We start from the raw sequence: 16,670 nt of genomic DNA, 5'->3' as shown, positions 1-16,670 counted from the left end.
GCCCCGCGCGTCGCGGACGGCGGGCGGTCGCCTCAGGCGGGCCAGGCGTCGCGCAGTGCCGCTGCGGCCTGGTCGGCGGACAACCCGGCCGCTCGCGCGGCGGCGGCCAGGGCGTGCGCTGCCCCGGCGACGGCGTCGGGCACCTCGGCCGGCCGCACCACCCGCGTGCCGGCGCCCCGGGCGGTGTGCACGAGCCCGGCCTCCTCGAGCAGCTGGTAGGCCTTCGCGACCGTGCCCGCGGCGAGCGAGAGCTCCTCGGCCAGGGCCCGCACGCTCGGCAGGCGCTCCCCGTCGACCAGGTACCCGGCGGCGATCTGCGCCGCGATCTGCGAACGGACCTGCTCGAAGGGCGGCACCCGGCCGCCCGCGTCGAGTGCCACGAGTCCCGTCATGCGATCCACCCTTGCGTCCTGTCCGTGTGCTCGTGCGTGCGTCGTGTCAGAAGTCGTACTGCTCGCCGACCGGGATCGGCACGGCGACGGTGTTGCCCGGGGGCGCGAGGGGGCACGCCCACGCCGGGTCGTACGCGCACGAGGGGTTGTACGCGAAGTTGAAGTCGAGGACGAGCTCGCCGTCGTCGCCGCCGAGGTCCGCACCCTTGATCGTGTCGAGCAGGTACCGCCCGCCGCCGTAGGTGCCGCGGGCACGACCCGCGCTGGCGTCCTTCACGGGCACGAAGACCCCGCCCGCGTAGCCGCCGTGCGACCAGACGTCGAGCGTGCCGATGCCCGGCAGCCGCACGACACCGAGCCGGTCGAAGTGCACGACGCCGTCGGTGCCCGTCTCGACGTCCATCGCACGGGGCTCGGCGGACTCGATGCGCGCGCGGAACCGCCACTCGGGGTCGTAGTCGGGCACGGGCAGCGCCTCGAAGTCGCGGGCGTCCTCGTCGAGCAGCGGACTGGCCGGGTGCTCGGCGAACATCGCGTCGCGGGTCTCGCGCCACATCGCGTGCGCGGTCTCGGGGTCGGCCGTCGCCCGCACCCGTCGGTACAGGTCGAACGTCATCCGCCGCCAGTCCACGGTGGCGAGGGTGCTGTGCACGCGGTCCTGGGCCCTCGGCTCCTGCGTCTGGCTCACGAGGACGAGCGTACGCCCGGGTGCTCCGGACCCGCCAGCGACGGGCCGGGGCTGTGGACGGTCCCCTGCGGGTGCTCCCGTGACGGCCCTGGCACACTGGTCGGACAGCGACCGACGAGGGGACGGGCGACGTGACCAGGGGAACGACGACCAGACGGACCGCCGCCGCGCGGACCACGGCGGGACGGGCGGCACCACGCGTGCACCGCTCGATCGCCCCGATCGTGGCGGGTCTGACCCTCGTCGCGGTCCTGAGCGGGTGCACGGTGTCCGCCTCCGCGAACCGGACGGTGTCGCCGTCGGGGTTCGAGGACGTGGTGGCCGACGCACTCGAACGCGAGGTCGGTCAGCGTCCGCTGGTCGACTGCGGTACGGACCCGATCGACCTGGTCGAGGGGAACACCGTGCACTGCGAGATCGGTGCCGAGGGTGACACGACCGTGTACGACTCCGTCGTCGAGGTGCGTGACGTCGACGGCACGGACTACGCCGTCCACGTGCAGGTGGACGAGCAGCCGAAGTCCTGACGGACGTCGCGCGTCAGTGCCCGGGACGGCCCCACGACGGGGCGAGCTGCCGCATCCGGAGCGCACGCCACTGCCAGATGACCCACATGCCCGGCCAGAGTGCGGCCCCGAGGAGCGTGGGGCGCATCCGGTAGGTGAGCCGGTCGAGCAGCAGGGTCCGCCCGTCACCGAGGTCGACGGTGGCCATCCGGTGCCGCATGGTCATCCGCCCGAAGAGTCCCGAGGTGCCACCTCCGTTGTCGCGTTGCACCGGCACCCCGTCGACCTCGTACAGGTCGATGTCGACGTGCGTGTCGCCGCTCGGCACGACCCCGAGGGCGTCGGCGGTGATCGGGTGCGGGACGCCGGGGGTCCAGCGCTCCGGGAGTCCCTCCGGTGACCGTGAGCGGTAGACGAGGAACGGCTTCGTGACGGCGACCATCACCGAGGGCGACAGCAGGGCGTCGCGGACGGCGTCGACCGGGGCGTCGAGGACGATGCGGAGACCGACGTGCATGCTGCGGACGCTACGCCGTGGCGCTGGGCGGGCGACGTCCCCGCGGGGGACGGTGCACCCGTGCGTCCGACGGGTCAGGCGTGCCGGGCGGCCCGACGCCGTGCGCCCTCGGCACGGTCCCGCGTGCGCAGGCGCTCGGTGAGCGACAGGCGCACGGTCGGCCACTCGGTGGCGGTGATCGAGAAGACCACGGTGTCGCGCAGCGTGCCGTCCCGGCCGATCGAGTGGCTGCGAAGGACGCCGTCCTGCTTCGCGCCGAGCGAGGCGATCGCCGCCCGCGACTGCTGGTTGTGCCAGTGCGTCCGGAACTCGACGGCGATGCAGTCCCAGGTGTCGAACGCGTGCGAGAGCAGGAGCAGCTTCGCCTCGGTGTTGATCCCGCTCCGCTGTGCCGCCCGCGCCAGGAAGGTGTAGCCGATCTCGACGCGACGGTTGGCGGTGTCGATGTTCGCGAAGGTGGTCGCCCCGACGACGCGACCGGTCGGGCGGTCACGGATCGCGAAGGGCACCATCCGCCCCGCCGCGTGCTCGCCGAGCCGCCGGTCGATCTCGGCCTCGACCCGGTCGGGGGCCGGCACCGAGGTGTACCAGGTGCGCCAGAGGTCGCCGTCCGCCACCGCCGCCCGCAGGTCGTCCGCGTGCTCGGCCGCCAGGGGCTCGAGGGTGACGCGGTCGCCGGTCAGCGTGGGGACGGTGGCGATCTCCATGGTCACCGATCCTACGGTCGCGGCACCGACAGCGGGGTCGAGCGGGCACAGGCTGTGGACCGGGCTCCTGTGGGGACGGACAGGGACCGACGGGGACGGACCGGGACGGACTGGGACGGCCCGCGGCTATCGTGGACCGGTGGCAGCACGCACCCAGGAGCAGTACCAGGTCCGGTTCGCGTGGGGGAGCGCCGGTGCCGACCGGATAGCGCACGGCACGCACCTCGTGGTGTGGGTGGACGTCCTGCCGGAACCGTCCGGGGGCGGGGCCGACCCCGCGGCACGGGCGCGGGCCGCGGCAGCCCTGCTGCCCGACGGTCCGGAGGTCGTGCTCGGCCACCTCGGCAACGCGGCGGCGGTCGCGGAACGGGTGACGAGCCTCCAGGCCGAGCGCGGGGACCGGTGCGTCGTCGCGGTCGTCGCCGCGGGCCGCACCACCGACCCCGGCGTCACCGTCGCGGACGCCGCCGGGGAGCCGACGGACGGCGCGGAGACGCCGGAGCCCGCGGTCGAGGACCTGCTCGCCGCCGGGGCCGTCGTCGACGCCCTCGTCACGGTCGGGATCGACCACACCTCGCCCGAGGCGGCCGCCGCCTGCGCCGCGTACACGGGACTCCGTCGCGCGGTGCGGCACCTCGTGAGCGCCGCCGAGGGCGCGGCGGACCTGGACCGGGAGACGGTGCACACGGCGCTCGCCGCGGGGCCCGAGCTCGTCGTCCTGCGGGAATCCGGCACCCGGGCGTAGCGTTCCCGATCGGGACCGGCGTCGCCAGGACGCCGCTGATCGCAAGGAGCACGTCATGAAGGCAGTCGTCGGCGACACCGTGATCGCGGAGGCTCCGCAGGAGGACCTCATCCAGATCGAGGGGAACTGGTACTTCCCGCCGTCGAGCGTGGCGCCGGAGTTCTTCTCGGAGAGCGACACCCAGTACCACTGCCCGTGGAAGGGCGACACGCAGTACTACACCGTCACGGTCGACGGTCAGGCGCTGCCGGACCGCGCCTGGACCTACCCCACGCCGATCCCGTCGTCGTTCGACCGGGTCGGCAAGGACTACTCGGGCTACTACGCCTTCTGGAAGGAAGTCCGCGTCGTCGACTGACGCGGGGACGACCCGGCCGTCGCCGTCCGGCGGGTTCAACCGGCCAGCGTCAGCACCACGAGCGCCACGTTGAGGGCGACGATCACCAGCGCGATGACGCCCGCGACCACGCGGGTGGTCATCGCGTTGACGTCGGCGCCCATGATGCTCCGCCGTGACGTGTAGACCACGAGCGGCACGATCGCGAAGGCGATGCCGAAGCTCAGCACCACCTGGCTGAGCACGAGGAGCATCGTCGGGTCCGCGCCGACGGCCAGGAGCACCACGGCGGGCAGCAGCGTGACGAGCCGGCGCACCGCGACCGGGATGCGGACGTGCAGCAGCCCGTGCATGATCTCCGCGCCGGCCATGCAGCCCACCGAGGTCGACGCCAGACCGGACGCGAGCAGGCCGACCGCGAACAGGACGCCCACGACGGGGCCGACGTTGGCCGCGATCGCGGCCTGCGCGCCGGGGATGGTGTCGGTGCCCGCGACCCCGGGCAACGTGGCGGCGGCGAGCACGAGCATGCAGACGTTGACACCGCCCGCGACGACGAGGGCCAGCCCGACGTCCCACCGCGTCGCGACGAGCACCCGGTGGCGCTCCGGCCCGGCGGGGACGTCGCCGTGCCGGTCCCGTGCCAGGGCCGAGTGCAGGTAGACCGCGTGCGGCATCACCGTCGCACCGAGCATCGAGGCGGCGAGGAGCACCGACTGCGCGCCCTCGAACCGGGGGACCAGGCCGCTGACGAGCTCGCCGGGGGAGACCTGCGCGGACAGCAGGCCCGCGCAGAAGCCGACGGTCAGGACCGCGAGCATCGTCGTCACCACGGCCTCGAACGTGCGGGTGCCCCGGCGGCTGTGCAGGAGCAGGATCGCCATCGAGACCACGCCGGTGAGCACGCCGCCGACGACGAGCGGCAGGCCGAACAGCAGGTGCAGCGCGAGCGCCCCGCCGATGACCTCGGCGACGTCGGTCGCGGCGGCGACGACCTCGGCCTGGGCCCAGAAGAGCAGCCGCGGGGTGCGACGCATCCGCAGGCCCAGGTGTTCCGGCAGCGACCTCCCGGTGACGACCCCGAGCTTCGCCGACAGGTACTGGACCACGACGGCACTGGCGTTCGCGGCGACGAGCACCCAGAGCAGCAGGTACCCGTACTGCGCACCGGCGGTCAGGTTCGCCGCGACGTTGCCCGGGTCGACGTAGGCGATCGCGGCGACGAAGGCGGGCCCGAGCAGCGTGAGGCCGGCGGCACGGCGACGCGGCCGACCGGGACCGGTTCCGGGGCCGCCGGTGCCGTCGTCGAGACGTCCGGAGGGGGCACGGCGGGCGGCGGCGGTGTCGGACATGCCGACAGCCTGCCAGGTTTCGGCGGACCGAATCCTCAGATTCGGTGTGTCACGAGTCGTCCGGGCAGGGCTCCCTAGGCGGCCGCGCGTCGCGCCCGGTGCGCGCGGACCTTCGCGCGGTTGCCGCACCGCTGCATCGAGCACCACCGGCGGGTGCCGCCACGCGACGAGTCGTAGAAGACGAGCCCGCAGTCGTCCGCCGAGCACCGGCTGAGGCGGGTCGCCTGTCCGTCCGCGGCGACGTCGTCGAAGCCCACCTCGGTGAAGAGCGCCACCGCGTCGCGTGCCACGCTCGACAGCGCCTGGGCCAGACGGACCCGGTTCGCGCCCGCGCGACGTCGGCCCCCGGGCAGGCTCGGGGGCACGTCCGGCAGCGCCGCGAACAGGTTCACCGTGTCGATGTCGTCCGGTGCCGGCCGGGTCCGTCCGGTACCGGCGCGGAGCCCGGCGGCGACCGCGGTCCGTTCGGCGGGGCCCGACGAGCCGACGGGGGCCGGGGCCGCGGCGACGGCCAGTCGTCCGATCGCGGCGCGGAGGGCTCGGGCGTCCTGCAGCTCCCGCGCCGTCGCGCCGACGTCGATCGGCTCGGTGTGGTCGCCGAGCCACTCGTCCAGGTCGGCCGGCGTCACGAGGAGCTCACCGAGCCGGGCGCGGGGACGACGGCCGTCGGCATCGTCGGCGAACCCACCGGTGTGGGCGAAGTCCAGGGCGATCCGGCCGGCGTCGAAGAACCACGACGACCCGCTGTCCGTCCGGATGTGCTGCCCCGTGTGCATCCGCCCAGGCTAACGGCTCCCCGGCGCGCCTCCACGTGCCGGATCGATCATGCGGTAGCCGCGCGCCGCTCCCAGGTGATGAGGTTCCGGCCGTCGAAGCGTCGCGCGCACCGGGCGCAGGCCAGGGGGCGCGTCGGTGTCCGGTAGCGGAAGTGCTCGTGGCCCGCCGGACAGGTGCCGACCCACGGCGCGAGCTCCGACGCGACGGGCCCGTCGTACAGGCGGGAGCCGGTGTACCCGATGTCCGCCGCGGTGCGTCGCCAGACGGGACCGTGACCGGCACGGGGACCGGCGAGCGCGTGCGCGACCTCGTGCAGCAGGACCTGGTCCACGTCGTCGTCCGACACCCGGGTGACGATGTGCCGGCTCACTGTGATACGTCGGCGGCCGAAGTCGCACTGCCCCGCGCGGGTCCTGGCGTGGTCGAACGCGAACGTCCACCCGCCCGGGCCGAGGTGCACCGCCAGCAGGTGCTCGGCTCGTGCACGGACCCGCTCGAGCGTCGCCGCGGGCTGCGTCGCCGCTGCGGGCTGCGTCGTCACCGTGCGCGGGGGTCCCGCAGGTCGTCGGTGGGCTCGTCGCGCGGCGCCTGACCCTTCTGCGCCGCCTTCGCCGCGATCCGGCCCCAGATGTCGTCGGCGTCGGTGCGTGCGGCGTCGGGTGCTCCGAGCACACGGCGACGGACCGGCGGGACCTGCTTGACCGGTTCGGCGACGCGGGTCGTCTGCGGCTCGTCGTCCTCGGCCCGGCGCGCGGCGACCTCGCGGGCGGTGCGGGGCTTGTCCTCGGGGGCCTTCGGCTGCGCCACCGAGGCGCGGAGCGCGGCCTCGACCGCGGTGCGGAGTGCCTCGGTGCGCTCCGAGGGAGCCCCTGCCTGCCGGAAGGCCTGGTAGGCACGCGAGAGCGCCGACCGGGCCTCGTCGAACCGTGACAGTTCGAACAGCGACCAGCCCTCGAGCTCGGCGGCGGCGCCCTCGAGCTCCGGCCACTCCTCGGTCCGGGCGGTGTCGCGCGCCATCGCGGCCTCGGTCGCGGCGCGCTCGTGGCGTCCCAGGTCGTGCAGCACGTGCGCACGACGGATGCGCGCGGCGACCTTGTCCGACCGCTCACCGGTGAACATCGTCAGCCGGAAGACCTCCTCCGCGACGACGAGCGACTCGTCGAGCCGGCCGAGCAGGCGGAGGAGCTCGGCCCGCTCCGCCAGGGCCTCGGTGCTCCGGCTCTGCCCGAGGTCGCGCAGCCGCTGCTGCACGGCGTCGGCGTCGACGGCCGGCCGCAGGCTGATCGGCGCGAAGGTGCTCCCCGGGCTCACACCCGCGGTGACCGGGGCGGAGTCGCCCGGCGCGGCGTGACGGGGTTCCCGAGCGCGGTCGGGTTGCTGGCTGTCGTCAGGCGGGAGGGACATCGGTTCGAGGGTAACCGCGGGCTCCCGTGAGCGGGCGGTGCCACGCGCACGGGGGGTCCGAGAACGCGGACCGGTCCGGGACGCGGAACGGCCCGCCCCGCTGCAGCGGGACGGGCCGTCGGTGGTACTCGTGGATCAGTTGCCGCCGGTGACCGCGGCAGCCGCGGCGATGCTGACCGCGATGAACGTCGCGAAGGTGGCGACGACGGCGAGGATGATCGCGAGGACACCCCAGACGCGACCCCGGCCCGCGACCGCCGCGATGATGCCCTGCACCAGGGCCCACAGACCGAGGACGGCTGCGATGAGGATGATGATCGCCCCGCCGCCGAGCTGGCTCATCGCGGACGGGTCGTTCATGAGCTGCTGCTGCAGCTGTTCCTGCTGCTGCACCGATCCGCCGCCGTCGCGCGCGATCTGCTCGAGTGCGGCGTTGCCCGCGAACGCGGCGCCCAGCACGGCACCGCCGACGACGCCGAGCACGAGCGACAGGATCCCGAGCGCGAACGCCACGAGCCCGACGGTCTTCTTCTTCTTCGCCGGCTTCGTCTCCTCGGAGGACTGCCACGCCGGGCTGCCTGCACTCGCCGGCGCCGAGGACGCCGCGTAGGGCTGGTGCGACCCCTGGTGCTCGCCCCACGTCGGGGACTCGTGACGGCCGTCGCGCTGGTCGTACCGACCGTGCTGGTCGTGCTGGTCGTGCTCGCCGTGCTGCGGCTGGCCGTACTGCTGCTGTCCGTGCTGGTCGCGCTCGCCGTACTGCTGCTGCCCGTACTGGTCGCGCTCGCCGTACTGCTGCTGCCCGTACTGCTGCTGGCCCTGGTGCTGCTCGCCGTACTGCGGCGCCGATCCCGGTGCCGGATCCACGCGCTCGCCGTAGCGGGGTGCGTCGTGCTGGTCGCGCTGGTCGCGCTGCGGCGCACTGCCCCAGACCGGCGCGTCGCCGTCGCCCGTCCGGTCCTCGTTGCTCCGGTCGTCGTTCGTCATCAGGGGACTCCCTCGGTCGGTCGCGCGGTCGCGCGGTCGTTGTCCCCCATCCTGGCAGCCGGATGCCCGACGTGTTCAGGGGGACTCGGCGCTCCTGTACCCGTCCCACGGCCGGGAGGCCCGGCACCGGACCGGCACCGCGCCTCCCGTCCGGCGTGTGGTCGGGACGCGACCGCGGGCTCAGCCGCCGAAGACGCTGCGGTTCGGTTCGGGGGACGCGACCGCGGTCGCGTCGGTGACGATGGGCGCGCCCGCCGTGAAGGCACGGAGCTCCTGCCCGTGCACCACCTTCGCCGGCATCGGGTCGGACGAGTAGCGCCGGGGCATGTCCGCCACGGGGAGGTCGGTCAGCGACCCGAGCAGCACGATGTTGCCGAACCGCCGCCCCTTGAGCATGCCGGTGTCGGCGACGGCCGCGACCGACGGCAGGACGGCCTGCAGCGTCGATGCCTGCCCGCGTGCGAAGGCCAGGCCGGCCCCGTCCGCGACGTTCACGGCGACGATCCCGGTGGGGGAGAGGAACTCGGCGACGGAGCGGTAGAACTCGACGCTCGTCACGTGCGCGGGGATCTGCGAGCCGCCGAACACGTCGACGACCGCCAGGTCCACCGTGCCGCGGAGGCCGGCCGGCAGCTTGCCGAGCACCTCGCGGGCGTCGCCGTAGCGGACCCGGATCGAGGCGCCGCGGGGGAACGGGAGCACCTCGCGCACGTGCTCGACGAGGTCCCGCTCCAGCTCCACGACCTGCTGCCGCGAGCCCGGGCGGGTGACGGCGACGTACCGGGGCAGGGTCAGTGCACCCGCACCGAGGTGCAGCGCCGTGATCGGTCCCTCCGGCAGGAGGTCGATCGCGTGTCCGATGCGCCGGATGTACTCGAACGCCAGGTGCGTCGGGTCCTCGAGGTCGACGTGCGACTGCGGCGTGCCGTCCACCACGAGCGTGAAGGACCCGGGGCGGTGCCGGTCCGGCTCCACCGACGCCCAGCCCGCACCGATCCGGAACCCGTCGAACGCATCAGCCATGCCTCCCATGGAACACCACCGTGATCCCCACCCGGACCACCACCCGTGGGTGGTGTGCTGCCGACCGCCGGCTCACGAGGCTGGGAGCACCGGTCGGGGACCCGCGCCGGACACCCCGTCGGAAGGCACACCGTGTCCACCCAGCTCATCGCGAACGCCGTCATCGGTCTCGTCCTCGTCGGCTTCCTGGCGTACCGGCAGGCGACCTGGCGGACGCTCGACCCGGCACGCGTCTGGCGCGCCCCGCTCGTCCTCGGCCTCGTCGGGGTCGTGGTGCTCGCGCAGTCGGCCGCCACCGTGACGACGCTCGACGTGCTCCTCCTCGGCATCGAGGTCCTGCTCGCGGTCGCCGTCGGTCTCGCGATGGGGTCGATGACCCGGTTCCGCGTGGCCACGACCCCCGACGACCACGGCCGGACGCTGCAGGCGCGCACCGGCTGGGCGGGCGCCGGGCTGTGGCTGCTCCTGGTCGCGGTCCGCATCGGGCTCGACGTCGTCGGTGGACACCTCGGCGCGCACCTGCTCACCTCGACGGGCGCGATCCTGCTCGTCCTGGCACTGAACCGGGCCGCACGGGCACTGGTCGTCGACCAGCGCGTCCCGCGTGCGGCCAGCGGCATGATGGTCCGGTGACCAGCAGTCCGGACCCGCGGAGCACCACCGCTGCGTGGACCGCGCCCGTGCGCGACCGGTCCGGCTCCGTGCTCACCCGGGCGTTGCACCTGCTCGGCGTCCTGGTGGTCACGTACTGGTTCGTGCGCACCGGGACGGCCACCGGGCACCCCGCGTGGGTGTGGGTGACCGGGTCGGTGGCGCTCGCCGCCTGGGTGCTCCGTGTCGCCGCGCGACGGGAGCGCCTGCTGCTCGCCGCGGCCTGGGTCATGGTCGTCGCCGGGGCCGCCGTCGTCGTCCCCACGGGGGCGGTGGCGGTCGCCGTTCCGCTCGTGGGCGTCGTCGTCCTCGGTGCGAGCGCGCGGCAGCCGGCGTGGGTGGGGCCGGTCGCCGCGGCCGTGGCGCTGCTCGAGGTCGCGGGCGCCGCCGTGCCGGCCGGGACACCGGTCGGCCTGGTGCTCGGTTCCGGAGGCGGCCTGCTCCTGGCGGCCGTCGTCGGGTTCAGCCGCCGCCAGGCTCGTCTCGTCGAGGAACGCACCCGGCAGGCCGCGGTCGAGCAGCAGCGTGCCGGACTGCTGGCGGACCGGTCGCGGGCCGCCCGCGAGGTCCACGACGTCCTCGCGCACTCGCTCGGCGGGCTCGTCCTGCAGCTCGACGCGGTCGAGGCGCTGCTCGAGGCCGGCCGCGTCGAGGAGGCCACCCGGCGTGCCGGCGCGGCGCGGACCCTCGCGGCGTCCGGGCTCGCCGAGGCCCGACGTGCGGTGCACGCGCTGCGGGACGACACGACGGGGCCCGTGACGCAGCCCGTGGACCTCGCGGGGCTGGCCGACGCCCACCGAGCCTTCGGCGGGGTGCTCACCACGCGCGGCGACCTGGGCCTGGTGTCGGTCGACGCGGCGCACCGTGCGGTCGTGGTCGCGGCCACCCGGGAGGCGCTGAGCAACGCCCGCCGTCACGCCGCCGGTCGACCCGTGGAGCTGTCCGTGCGCGCGGCCGGCCCGGCGGTCGAGGTGACGGTGGTGAACGCGCTCGACCCCGCGGGCTCGGGCTCCGGGGCTGGTGGCGGGCTCGGTCTCGTCGGGATGCGGGAGCGGTTCGCGGAGCTCGGCGACGACTCGACCGTCACGGCCGGCGTGGACGGCCGGTCCTTCGTGGTGGCGATGCGCGTGCCGGCGACGACCGGCGGTGCAGGGGAGCGGGCGTGACGATCCGGGTGCTCGTGGTGGACGACCAGGCGATCGTGCGGGACGGCCTGGTCACGGTGCTGTCGCTCGAGCCCGACGTCGAGGTCGTCGGCGAGGCCGCTGACGGCGCAGCGGCCGTCGCGATGGTGGACGCCGACCCGCCGGACGTCGTGCTGATGGACCTGCGGATGCCGGGCACCGACGGCCCGACCGCCACCGCGGCGATCACGGCCGCACACCCGGGGGTCGCCGTGCTCGTGCTCACGACCTACGCCGACGACGCGTCGATCGTCGGCGCGCTGCGGGCCGGGGCGCGCGGGTACCTGACGAAGGACGCGGGCCGACGGGAACTCGCGACCGCGGTGCGCGCCGTGGCCTCGGGGCAGGCCACCTTCGACGCCGGGGTCGGTGCGCGGCTCGTCGCACAGCTCGGCGCGGGCCCCGGTGCCGACATCATCGGCGCCGGTGACGACCCCGAGGGCGGGGTCCGTCACCGCTTCCCCGCGCTCACGCCGCGGGAGGCCGACGTGCTCGAGCGGATCGCCGCCGGTCGGACGAACCCGGAGATCGCAGCCGAGCTCTTCCTGACGGTGCCGACCGTGAAGTCGTACGTGAACCAGGTGTTCGCGAAGCTCGGGGTCCGCACCCGTGCCGAGGCCGTGGCCCGCGTCCTGCGCTGACGCAGCGTCCCTCCCCGCACGACCAGCCGACGTCACGACCAGCCGACGTCAAGGGACACGACGTACCGTTCTCGTCGTCGTCACCCGACAGGTGTCGAGCACCGTGCGGCCGAGGCCGTGGTGTTCCGCCGGTCCGGGTGACCGCGACGTGGACCGGCACGACCCCGCGCGACCCCCACCGCGCCCGGGTGCCCCGCACGTCGTCGGCGCGCCCCGCACCCCCCACCCGAGGCTCGCCGCCCTCCCGCGTGCGACGGCGCACGGCACCACGCGTGCGCCGTCCGACGACCCGGGCGCCCGCGGCAGGAACACGACTCCCGCAGGAGACCCGCGATGACCGACACCCTGAGCATCCCCACCCTCCGTCCCGCCCGGCGCCCGGCCGGCGTGCCACGCAGCCGGACCGGCTCCGCCGCGGCGGACAGTCGCCGGTCCGCCCGGCCGCACCGCGCCTCCCGGCCGGTGGCCGTCGACGGTGAGCGCGCTCCTCGGTGGATGCGCGTGGTCGGCGCCGTGCTGCTGCTCGGCGGGGGCGCGCTGACCGCGGCCGTCCTCGGTTGGCCGGGGGACGCACCGGAGGTCGCGCTGCTGCTGCCGGGCGTGGTCGCACTCGTGGCCGGTGCCCTGCTGCTGCTCGCCCGGACCGGCATCGCGGTGACCGACGCCGCCGTCGTCCTGCACTTCCGGCCGCTGCCGACGCGGCGGATCGCGCGGGGACGCATCGCCGACGTGACGGTGGCCGACGCGGACGCGCGCACCTTCGGCGGGGTGGGCCTGCGGCTCGGCCGCGGGGTGCGGGCGCTCATCCTCACGCCGGGCCGCGGCGTGCGGATCACGGACGACCGGGGGCGGGTGACCTTCGTCCGGACCGAGCACCCGGAGGAGCTGCTGCACGCGCTCGAGGACTGATCCGGGCCGCGCTGCGGGAATCCCGGGGCGGTCGGTGTGCTTATACACGCCATCGCCGAATCCGGTCAAGCCAGGACTGGACAGCGCGCGCCAGGGCGACCTATGATGACAGTTCGCGCTCCCTGGCATTCGTGTGTCGTCATATTGCGGTCGAACACGCGCCCTGGTGCAGCCGGTCCCGTATATGGCGGCGGGACCCGCTCACCGATCATCCCACAGGTCCTCGACGGTCGTTGCCGTCGTGCGTTCCGTGTCGGTGGTCCCGGGGTCGCGCCGAGCGATCAATCCACTCACCTACGTGCTGCTCGTCAGTACCGGCCCGACGGGGCCTACCGGAGGTCACACCCTTGGCTGCTGCGCCCAACGCATCCACCAACCCCAAGAACGGTCGCAACCACTCGCGACTCTCGTTCGCCAAGATCACAGACACCCTCACGGTGCCGGATCTGCTCGCCCTCCAGACGGAGAGCTTCGACTGGCTCGTCGGCAACGACGTCTGGAAGGCCCGCCTCGCCGAAGGACAGGAGCAGGGTCGCACCGACCTCGCGCTGCACTCCGGCCTCGAGGAGATCTTCGAGGAGATCTCCCCGATCGAGGACCTCGGCGAGACCATGCAGCTCTCGTTCACGTCCCCGGAGCTCGAGGACCCGAAGTACTCCATCGACGAGTGCAAGGAGCGTGGCAAGACCTACGCCGCGCCGCTGTACGTCAACGCCGAGTTCATGAACCACATGACCGGTGAGATCAAGACGCAGACCGTCTTCATGGGCGACTTCCCGCTCATGACCGAGCGCGGCACGTTCATCATCAACGGCACCGAGCGCGTCGTCGTCTCGCAGCTCGTCCGCTCGCCGGGCGTCTACTTCGAGCGCCAGCAGGAGAAGACCTCCGACAAGGACATCTACTCCGCCCGCGTGATCCCGTCGCGTGGTGCGTGGCTCGAGTTCGAGATCGACAAGCGCGACCAGGTGGGCGTGCGCATCGACCGCAAGCGCAAGCAGTCCGTGACCGTCTTCCTCAAGGCCCTCGGCCTGACGAGCGAGGAGATCATGGAGGAGTTCCAGGGCTTCGCCTCGATCGAGTCGACCCTCGAGAAGGACGCCGTCCTCACCAAGGAAGAGGCGCTCAAGGACATCTACCGCAAGCTGCGTCCGGGCGAGCAGGTCGCCGCCGAGGCCGCGCGTGCGCTCCTCGACAACTTCTACTTCAACTCGAAGCGCTACGACCTCGCCAAGGTGGGTCGCTACAAGCTGAACCGCAAGCTCGGCATCGACGCGCAGCTCTCGGACTCGGTGCTGACCGTGCAGGACATCGTCCGCACCATCAAGTACCTCGTCTCGCTGCACGCCGAGAAGACGACGCTCGACGGTGTCCGTGACGGCGAGCCCGTCCAGCTCCGTCTCGACGTGGACGACATCGACCACTTCGGCAACCGTCGCATCCGCGCCGTCGGCGAGCTCATCCAGAACCAGGTCCGCACCGGTCTGTCCCGCATGGAGCGCGTCGTCCGCGAGCGCATGACCACGCAGGACATCGAGGCGATCACGCCGCAGACCCTGATCAACGTGCGCCCCGTCGTCGCCGCGATCAAGGAGTTCTTCGGCACCTCGCAGCTGTCGCAGTTCATGGACCAGAACAACCCGCTCGCGGGCCTGACGCACAAGCGGCGTCTCTCGGCCCTCGGCCCGGGTGGTCTGTCCCGTGAGCGTGCCGGCGTCGAGGTCCGCGACGTCCACCCGTCGCACTACGGCCGCATGTGCCCGATCGAGACCCCGGAAGGCCCGAACATCGGTCTGATCGGCTCGCTCGCGTCGTTCGGTCGGATCAACTCCTTCGGCTTCATCGAGACGCCGTACCGCCGCGTCGTGAACGGTCAGGTCACCACGACCATCGACTACCTCACGGCATCGGAGGAGGACGACTTCGTCGTCGCCCAGGCCAACGCGCCGCTGACCGACGACTTCCACTTCCAGGACGACAAGGTGCTCGTCCGGAAGAAGGGCGGCGAGGTCGAGCTCGTCGGCAAGGACGAGGTCGACTACATGGACGTCTCGCCGCGCCAGATGGTGTCGGTCGCGACCTCGCTCATCCCGTTCCTCGAGCACGACGACGCGAACCGCGCCCTCATGGGTGCGAACATGCAGCGTCAGGCCGTCCCGCTGCTCCGTTCCGAGTCGCCGCTCGTCGGCACCGGCATGGAGGGCTACACCGCCATCGACGCCGGTGACGTCGTCACCGCCGACAAGGCGGGTGTCGTCTCCGAGGTCTCGGCCGACGCCGTGACCCTGCAGCTCGACGAGGGCGGCACGCAGACCTACTACCTGCGCAAGTTCGACCGCTCGAACCAGGGCACGAGCTACAACCACCGCGTCATCGTCTCCGCAGGCGAGCGCGTGGAGCAGGGCGAGGTCATCGCCGACGGTCCCGCGACGGAGAACGGCGAGCTCGCGCTCGGCAAGAACCTCCTCGTCGCGTTCATGCCGTGGGAGGGCTACAACTACGAGGACGCGATGATCCTGTCGCAGAACCTCGTGAAGGACGACACGCTCTCCTCGATCCACATCGAGGAGTACGAGGTCGACGCTCGCGACACGAAGCTCGGCAAGGAGGAGATCACCCGCGACCTCCCGAACGTCAGCCCGGACCTCCTGGCCGACCTCGACGAGCGCGGCATCATCCGCATCGGCGCCGAGGTCCGCCCCGGCGACATCCTGGTCGGCAAGGTCACGCCGAAGGGCGAGACCGAGCTCTCCGCCGAGGAGCGCCTGCTCCGCGCGATCTTCAACGAGAAGTCGCGCGAGGTGCGCGACACCTCGCTGAAGGTGCCCCACGGTGAAGAGGGCACGATCATCGGCGTCAAGGTCTTCGACGCGCAGGACGGCGACGACGAGCTCGGCTCGGGTGTCAACCAGCGCGTGGTCGTCTACATCGCCCAGAAGCGCAAGATCACCGCGGGCGACAAGCTCGCCGGTCGTCACGGCAACAAGGGCGTCATCTCGACGATCCTGCCGGTCGAGGACATGCCGTTCCTCGCGGACGGCACCCCGGTCGACATCGTGCTCAACCCGCTCGGCGTCCCCGGCCGCATGAACTTCGGCCAGGTCCTCGAGATCCACCTCGGGTGGCTCGCGAAGCAGGGCTGGAACGTCGAGGGCATCCAGGAGTGGGCATCCGCCCTGCCGGAGGCAGCGCACAGCGCGGCGCCCGGCACGAAGGTGGCCACCCCGGTGTTCGACGGTGCGTACGAGCGCGAGATCGAGGGGCTCCTCGACAGCACGCTCCCGAACCGCGACGGCGAGCGCCTGATCGGTTCCTCCGGCAAGGCGCAGCTCTTCGACGGCCGCTCCGGCGAGCCGTTCCCGGAGCCCGTCTCGGTCGGCTACATGTACATCCTCAAGCTGCACCACCTGGTCGACGACAAGATCCACGCCCGTTCGACCGGTCCGTACTCGATGATCACGCAGCAGCCGCTGGGTGGTAAGGCGCAGTTCGGTGGACAGCGGTTCGGTGAGATGGAGGTGTGGGCGCTCGAAGCGTACGGCGCCGCCTACGCCCTCCAGGAGCTCCTGACGATCAAGTCCGACGACATCCTCGGCCGCGTGAAGGTCTACGAGGCGATCGTCAAGGGCGAGAACATCCAGGAACCCGGCATCCCCGAGTCGTTCAAGGTCCTCATGAAGGAGATGCAGTCGCTCTGCCTGAACGTCGAGGTCCTCTCGGCGGACGGCCAGGCGGTCAGCCTCCGCGACACGGACGACGAGGTCTTCCGTGCCGCTGAAGAGCTCGGCATCAACATCTCCTCGCGGTTCGAGTCGTCGTCCGTCGACGACATCTGAGCCGGCCCGTACCG

At 73.1% G+C, this 16,670-nt stretch carries 18 protein-coding genes; 8 read left to right on the top strand and 10 right to left on the bottom strand.

Going from position 1 to position 16,670, the window contains the following annotated elements; genetic code table 11:
- Positions 1 to 32: 32 nt before the first annotated feature.
- Both ACIQFY_RS10970 and ACIQFY_RS10965 read right to left on the bottom strand, forming a co-directional pair.
- Entirely contained in the window at positions 33 to 392 is a 360-nt protein-coding gene (locus tag ACIQFY_RS10970) for a GntR family transcriptional regulator (protein WP_066657105.1), read from the bottom strand.
- A gap of 46 nt (positions 393 to 438) precedes the next feature.
- Positions 439 to 1,008 carry a DUF1684 domain-containing protein gene (locus tag ACIQFY_RS10965; protein WP_066658792.1) on the bottom strand — a complete coding sequence of 190 codons (570 nt, stop codon included), beginning with the start codon at positions 1,006 to 1,008 and terminating at the stop codon, positions 439 to 441.
- 272 nt (positions 1,009 to 1,280) lie between these two features.
- Here ACIQFY_RS10965 and ACIQFY_RS10960 point away from each other — a divergent pair, with 272 nt between their 5' ends.
- On the top strand, positions 1,281 to 1,607 hold the full coding sequence (locus ACIQFY_RS10960) for a hypothetical protein (RefSeq protein WP_251155185.1): 327 nt from the start codon (positions 1,281 to 1,283) through the stop codon (positions 1,605 to 1,607).
- A gap of 13 nt (positions 1,608 to 1,620) precedes the next feature.
- Here ACIQFY_RS10960 and ACIQFY_RS10955 read toward each other — a convergent pair whose 3' ends face one another.
- Entirely contained in the window at positions 1,621 to 2,103 is a 483-nt protein-coding gene (locus tag ACIQFY_RS10955) for a hypothetical protein (RefSeq protein WP_066657101.1), read from the bottom strand.
- Positions 2,104 to 2,177: 74 nt separating this feature from the next.
- Positions 2,178 to 2,810 (bottom strand): GNAT family N-acetyltransferase, encoded by a 633-nt coding sequence (locus ACIQFY_RS10950; RefSeq protein WP_066657099.1) that lies wholly within the window; start codon positions 2,808 to 2,810, stop codon positions 2,178 to 2,180.
- A gap of 139 nt (positions 2,811 to 2,949) precedes the next feature.
- Here ACIQFY_RS10950 and ACIQFY_RS10945 point away from each other — a divergent pair, with 139 nt between their 5' ends.
- Both ACIQFY_RS10945 and ACIQFY_RS10940 read left to right on the top strand, forming a co-directional pair.
- Positions 2,950 to 3,555, top strand: coding sequence for a hypothetical protein (locus ACIQFY_RS10945; RefSeq protein WP_326495859.1), 606 nt, complete (start codon positions 2,950 to 2,952; stop codon positions 3,553 to 3,555).
- Between the two features lie 55 nt (positions 3,556 to 3,610).
- Positions 3,611 to 3,913, top strand: a complete 303-nt coding sequence (locus tag ACIQFY_RS10940; protein WP_066657097.1) for a DUF427 domain-containing protein — start codon at positions 3,611 to 3,613, stop codon at positions 3,911 to 3,913.
- 35 nt (positions 3,914 to 3,948) lie between these two features.
- Here the strand turns inward: ACIQFY_RS10940 and ACIQFY_RS10935 are convergent, their stop codons facing one another.
- The 6 genes from ACIQFY_RS10935 to ACIQFY_RS10910 form a co-directional block, all read right to left on the bottom strand.
- Positions 3,949 to 5,244 (bottom strand): Nramp family divalent metal transporter, encoded by a 1,296-nt coding sequence (locus ACIQFY_RS10935; protein ID WP_400340018.1) that lies wholly within the window; start codon positions 5,242 to 5,244, stop codon positions 3,949 to 3,951.
- Positions 5,245 to 5,318: 74 nt separating this feature from the next.
- Positions 5,319 to 6,020, bottom strand: a complete 702-nt coding sequence (locus tag ACIQFY_RS10930; protein WP_066657096.1) for a CGNR zinc finger domain-containing protein — start codon at positions 6,018 to 6,020, stop codon at positions 5,319 to 5,321.
- A gap of 47 nt (positions 6,021 to 6,067) precedes the next feature.
- Positions 6,068 to 6,562, bottom strand: coding sequence for a SprT-like domain-containing protein (locus tag ACIQFY_RS10925; RefSeq protein ID WP_066657095.1), 495 nt, complete (start codon positions 6,560 to 6,562; stop codon positions 6,068 to 6,070).
- Positions 6,559 to 7,425 carry a hypothetical protein gene (locus ACIQFY_RS10920; protein WP_400340015.1) on the bottom strand — a complete coding sequence of 289 codons (867 nt, stop codon included), beginning with the start codon at positions 7,423 to 7,425 and terminating at the stop codon, positions 6,559 to 6,561. Before ACIQFY_RS10920 ends, ACIQFY_RS10925 begins: the two co-directional genes overlap by 4 nt.
- Positions 7,426 to 7,560: 135 nt before the next feature.
- On the bottom strand, positions 7,561 to 8,412 hold the full coding sequence (locus ACIQFY_RS10915) for a DUF4064 domain-containing protein (protein WP_400340013.1): 852 nt from the start codon (positions 8,410 to 8,412) through the stop codon (positions 7,561 to 7,563).
- A gap of 180 nt (positions 8,413 to 8,592) precedes the next feature.
- Positions 8,593 to 9,435, bottom strand: a complete 843-nt coding sequence (locus ACIQFY_RS10910; protein ID WP_400340011.1) for a spermidine synthase — start codon at positions 9,433 to 9,435, stop codon at positions 8,593 to 8,595.
- A 132-nt stretch (positions 9,436 to 9,567) separates the two neighbouring features.
- On the opposite strand from ACIQFY_RS10910, the gene ACIQFY_RS10905 reads away from it, so the two are divergent.
- From ACIQFY_RS10905 to rpoB, 5 genes are all read left to right on the top strand, one after another.
- Positions 9,568 to 10,068: a hypothetical protein gene (locus tag ACIQFY_RS10905; protein WP_400340009.1), complete on the top strand. Its 501-nt coding sequence runs from the start codon at positions 9,568 to 9,570 to the stop codon at positions 10,066 to 10,068.
- On the top strand, positions 10,065 to 11,252 hold the full coding sequence (locus ACIQFY_RS10900) for a histidine kinase (protein WP_326495855.1): 1,188 nt from the start codon (positions 10,065 to 10,067) through the stop codon (positions 11,250 to 11,252). The genes ACIQFY_RS10905 and ACIQFY_RS10900 overlap by 4 nt, the downstream gene beginning before the upstream one ends.
- On the top strand, positions 11,249 to 11,911 hold the full coding sequence (locus ACIQFY_RS10895) for a response regulator (protein ID WP_400340007.1): 663 nt from the start codon (positions 11,249 to 11,251) through the stop codon (positions 11,909 to 11,911). The genes ACIQFY_RS10900 and ACIQFY_RS10895 overlap by 4 nt, the downstream gene beginning before the upstream one ends.
- Positions 11,912 to 12,244: 333 nt before the next feature.
- A complete protein-coding gene (locus ACIQFY_RS10890; RefSeq protein WP_400340004.1) occupies positions 12,245 to 12,820 on the top strand; it encodes a hypothetical protein in 576 nt (191 codons plus the stop codon).
- A gap of 347 nt (positions 12,821 to 13,167) precedes the next feature.
- On the top strand, positions 13,168 to 16,656 hold the full coding sequence (gene rpoB, locus ACIQFY_RS10885; protein ID WP_066657077.1) for a DNA-directed RNA polymerase subunit beta: 3,489 nt from the start codon (positions 13,168 to 13,170) through the stop codon (positions 16,654 to 16,656).
- Positions 16,657 to 16,670 lie beyond the last annotated feature (14 nt).

Source organism: Curtobacterium sp. NPDC092190 (assembly GCF_044755625.1).
Classification (GTDB): domain Bacteria; phylum Actinomycetota; class Actinomycetes; order Actinomycetales; family Microbacteriaceae; genus Curtobacterium.
The sequence above is the reverse complement of the archived record's forward strand: the minus strand, read 5'-3'. Positions and strand labels throughout refer to the sequence as shown.

What these genes read in the sequence shown, in the direction of transcription:
- ACIQFY_RS10970 (WP_066657105.1), bottom strand. Translation starts at nt 392, where the DNA reads ATGACGGGACTCGTGGCACTCGACGCGGGCGGCCGGGTGCCGCCCTTC.
- ACIQFY_RS10965 (WP_066658792.1), bottom strand. Translation starts at nt 1,008, where the DNA reads ATGACGTTCGACCTGTACCGACGGGTGCGGGCGACGGCCGACCCCGAG.
- ACIQFY_RS10955 (WP_066657101.1), bottom strand. Translation starts at nt 2,103, where the DNA reads ATGCACGTCGGTCTCCGCATCGTCCTCGACGCCCCGGTCGACGCCGTC.
- ACIQFY_RS10950 (WP_066657099.1), bottom strand. Translation starts at nt 2,810, where the DNA reads ATGGAGATCGCCACCGTCCCCACGCTGACCGGCGACCGCGTCACCCTC.
- ACIQFY_RS10940 (WP_066657097.1), top strand. Translation starts at nt 3,611, where the DNA reads ATGAAGGCAGTCGTCGGCGACACCGTGATCGCGGAGGCTCCGCAGGAG.
- ACIQFY_RS10935 (WP_400340018.1), bottom strand. Translation starts at nt 5,244, where the DNA reads ATGTCCGACACCGCCGCCGCCCGCCGTGCCCCCTCCGGACGTCTCGAC.
- ACIQFY_RS10930 (WP_066657096.1), bottom strand. Translation starts at nt 6,020, where the DNA reads ATGCACACGGGGCAGCACATCCGGACGGACAGCGGGTCGTCGTGGTTC.
- ACIQFY_RS10920 (WP_400340015.1), bottom strand. Translation starts at nt 7,425, where the DNA reads ATGTCCCTCCCGCCTGACGACAGCCAGCAACCCGACCGCGCTCGGGAA.
- ACIQFY_RS10915 (WP_400340013.1), bottom strand. Translation starts at nt 8,412, where the DNA reads ATGACGAACGACGACCGGAGCAACGAGGACCGGACGGGCGACGGCGAC.
- ACIQFY_RS10910 (WP_400340011.1), bottom strand. Translation starts at nt 9,435, where the DNA reads ATGGCTGATGCGTTCGACGGGTTCCGGATCGGTGCGGGCTGGGCGTCG.
- ACIQFY_RS10890 (WP_400340004.1), top strand. Translation starts at nt 12,245, where the DNA reads ATGACCGACACCCTGAGCATCCCCACCCTCCGTCCCGCCCGGCGCCCG.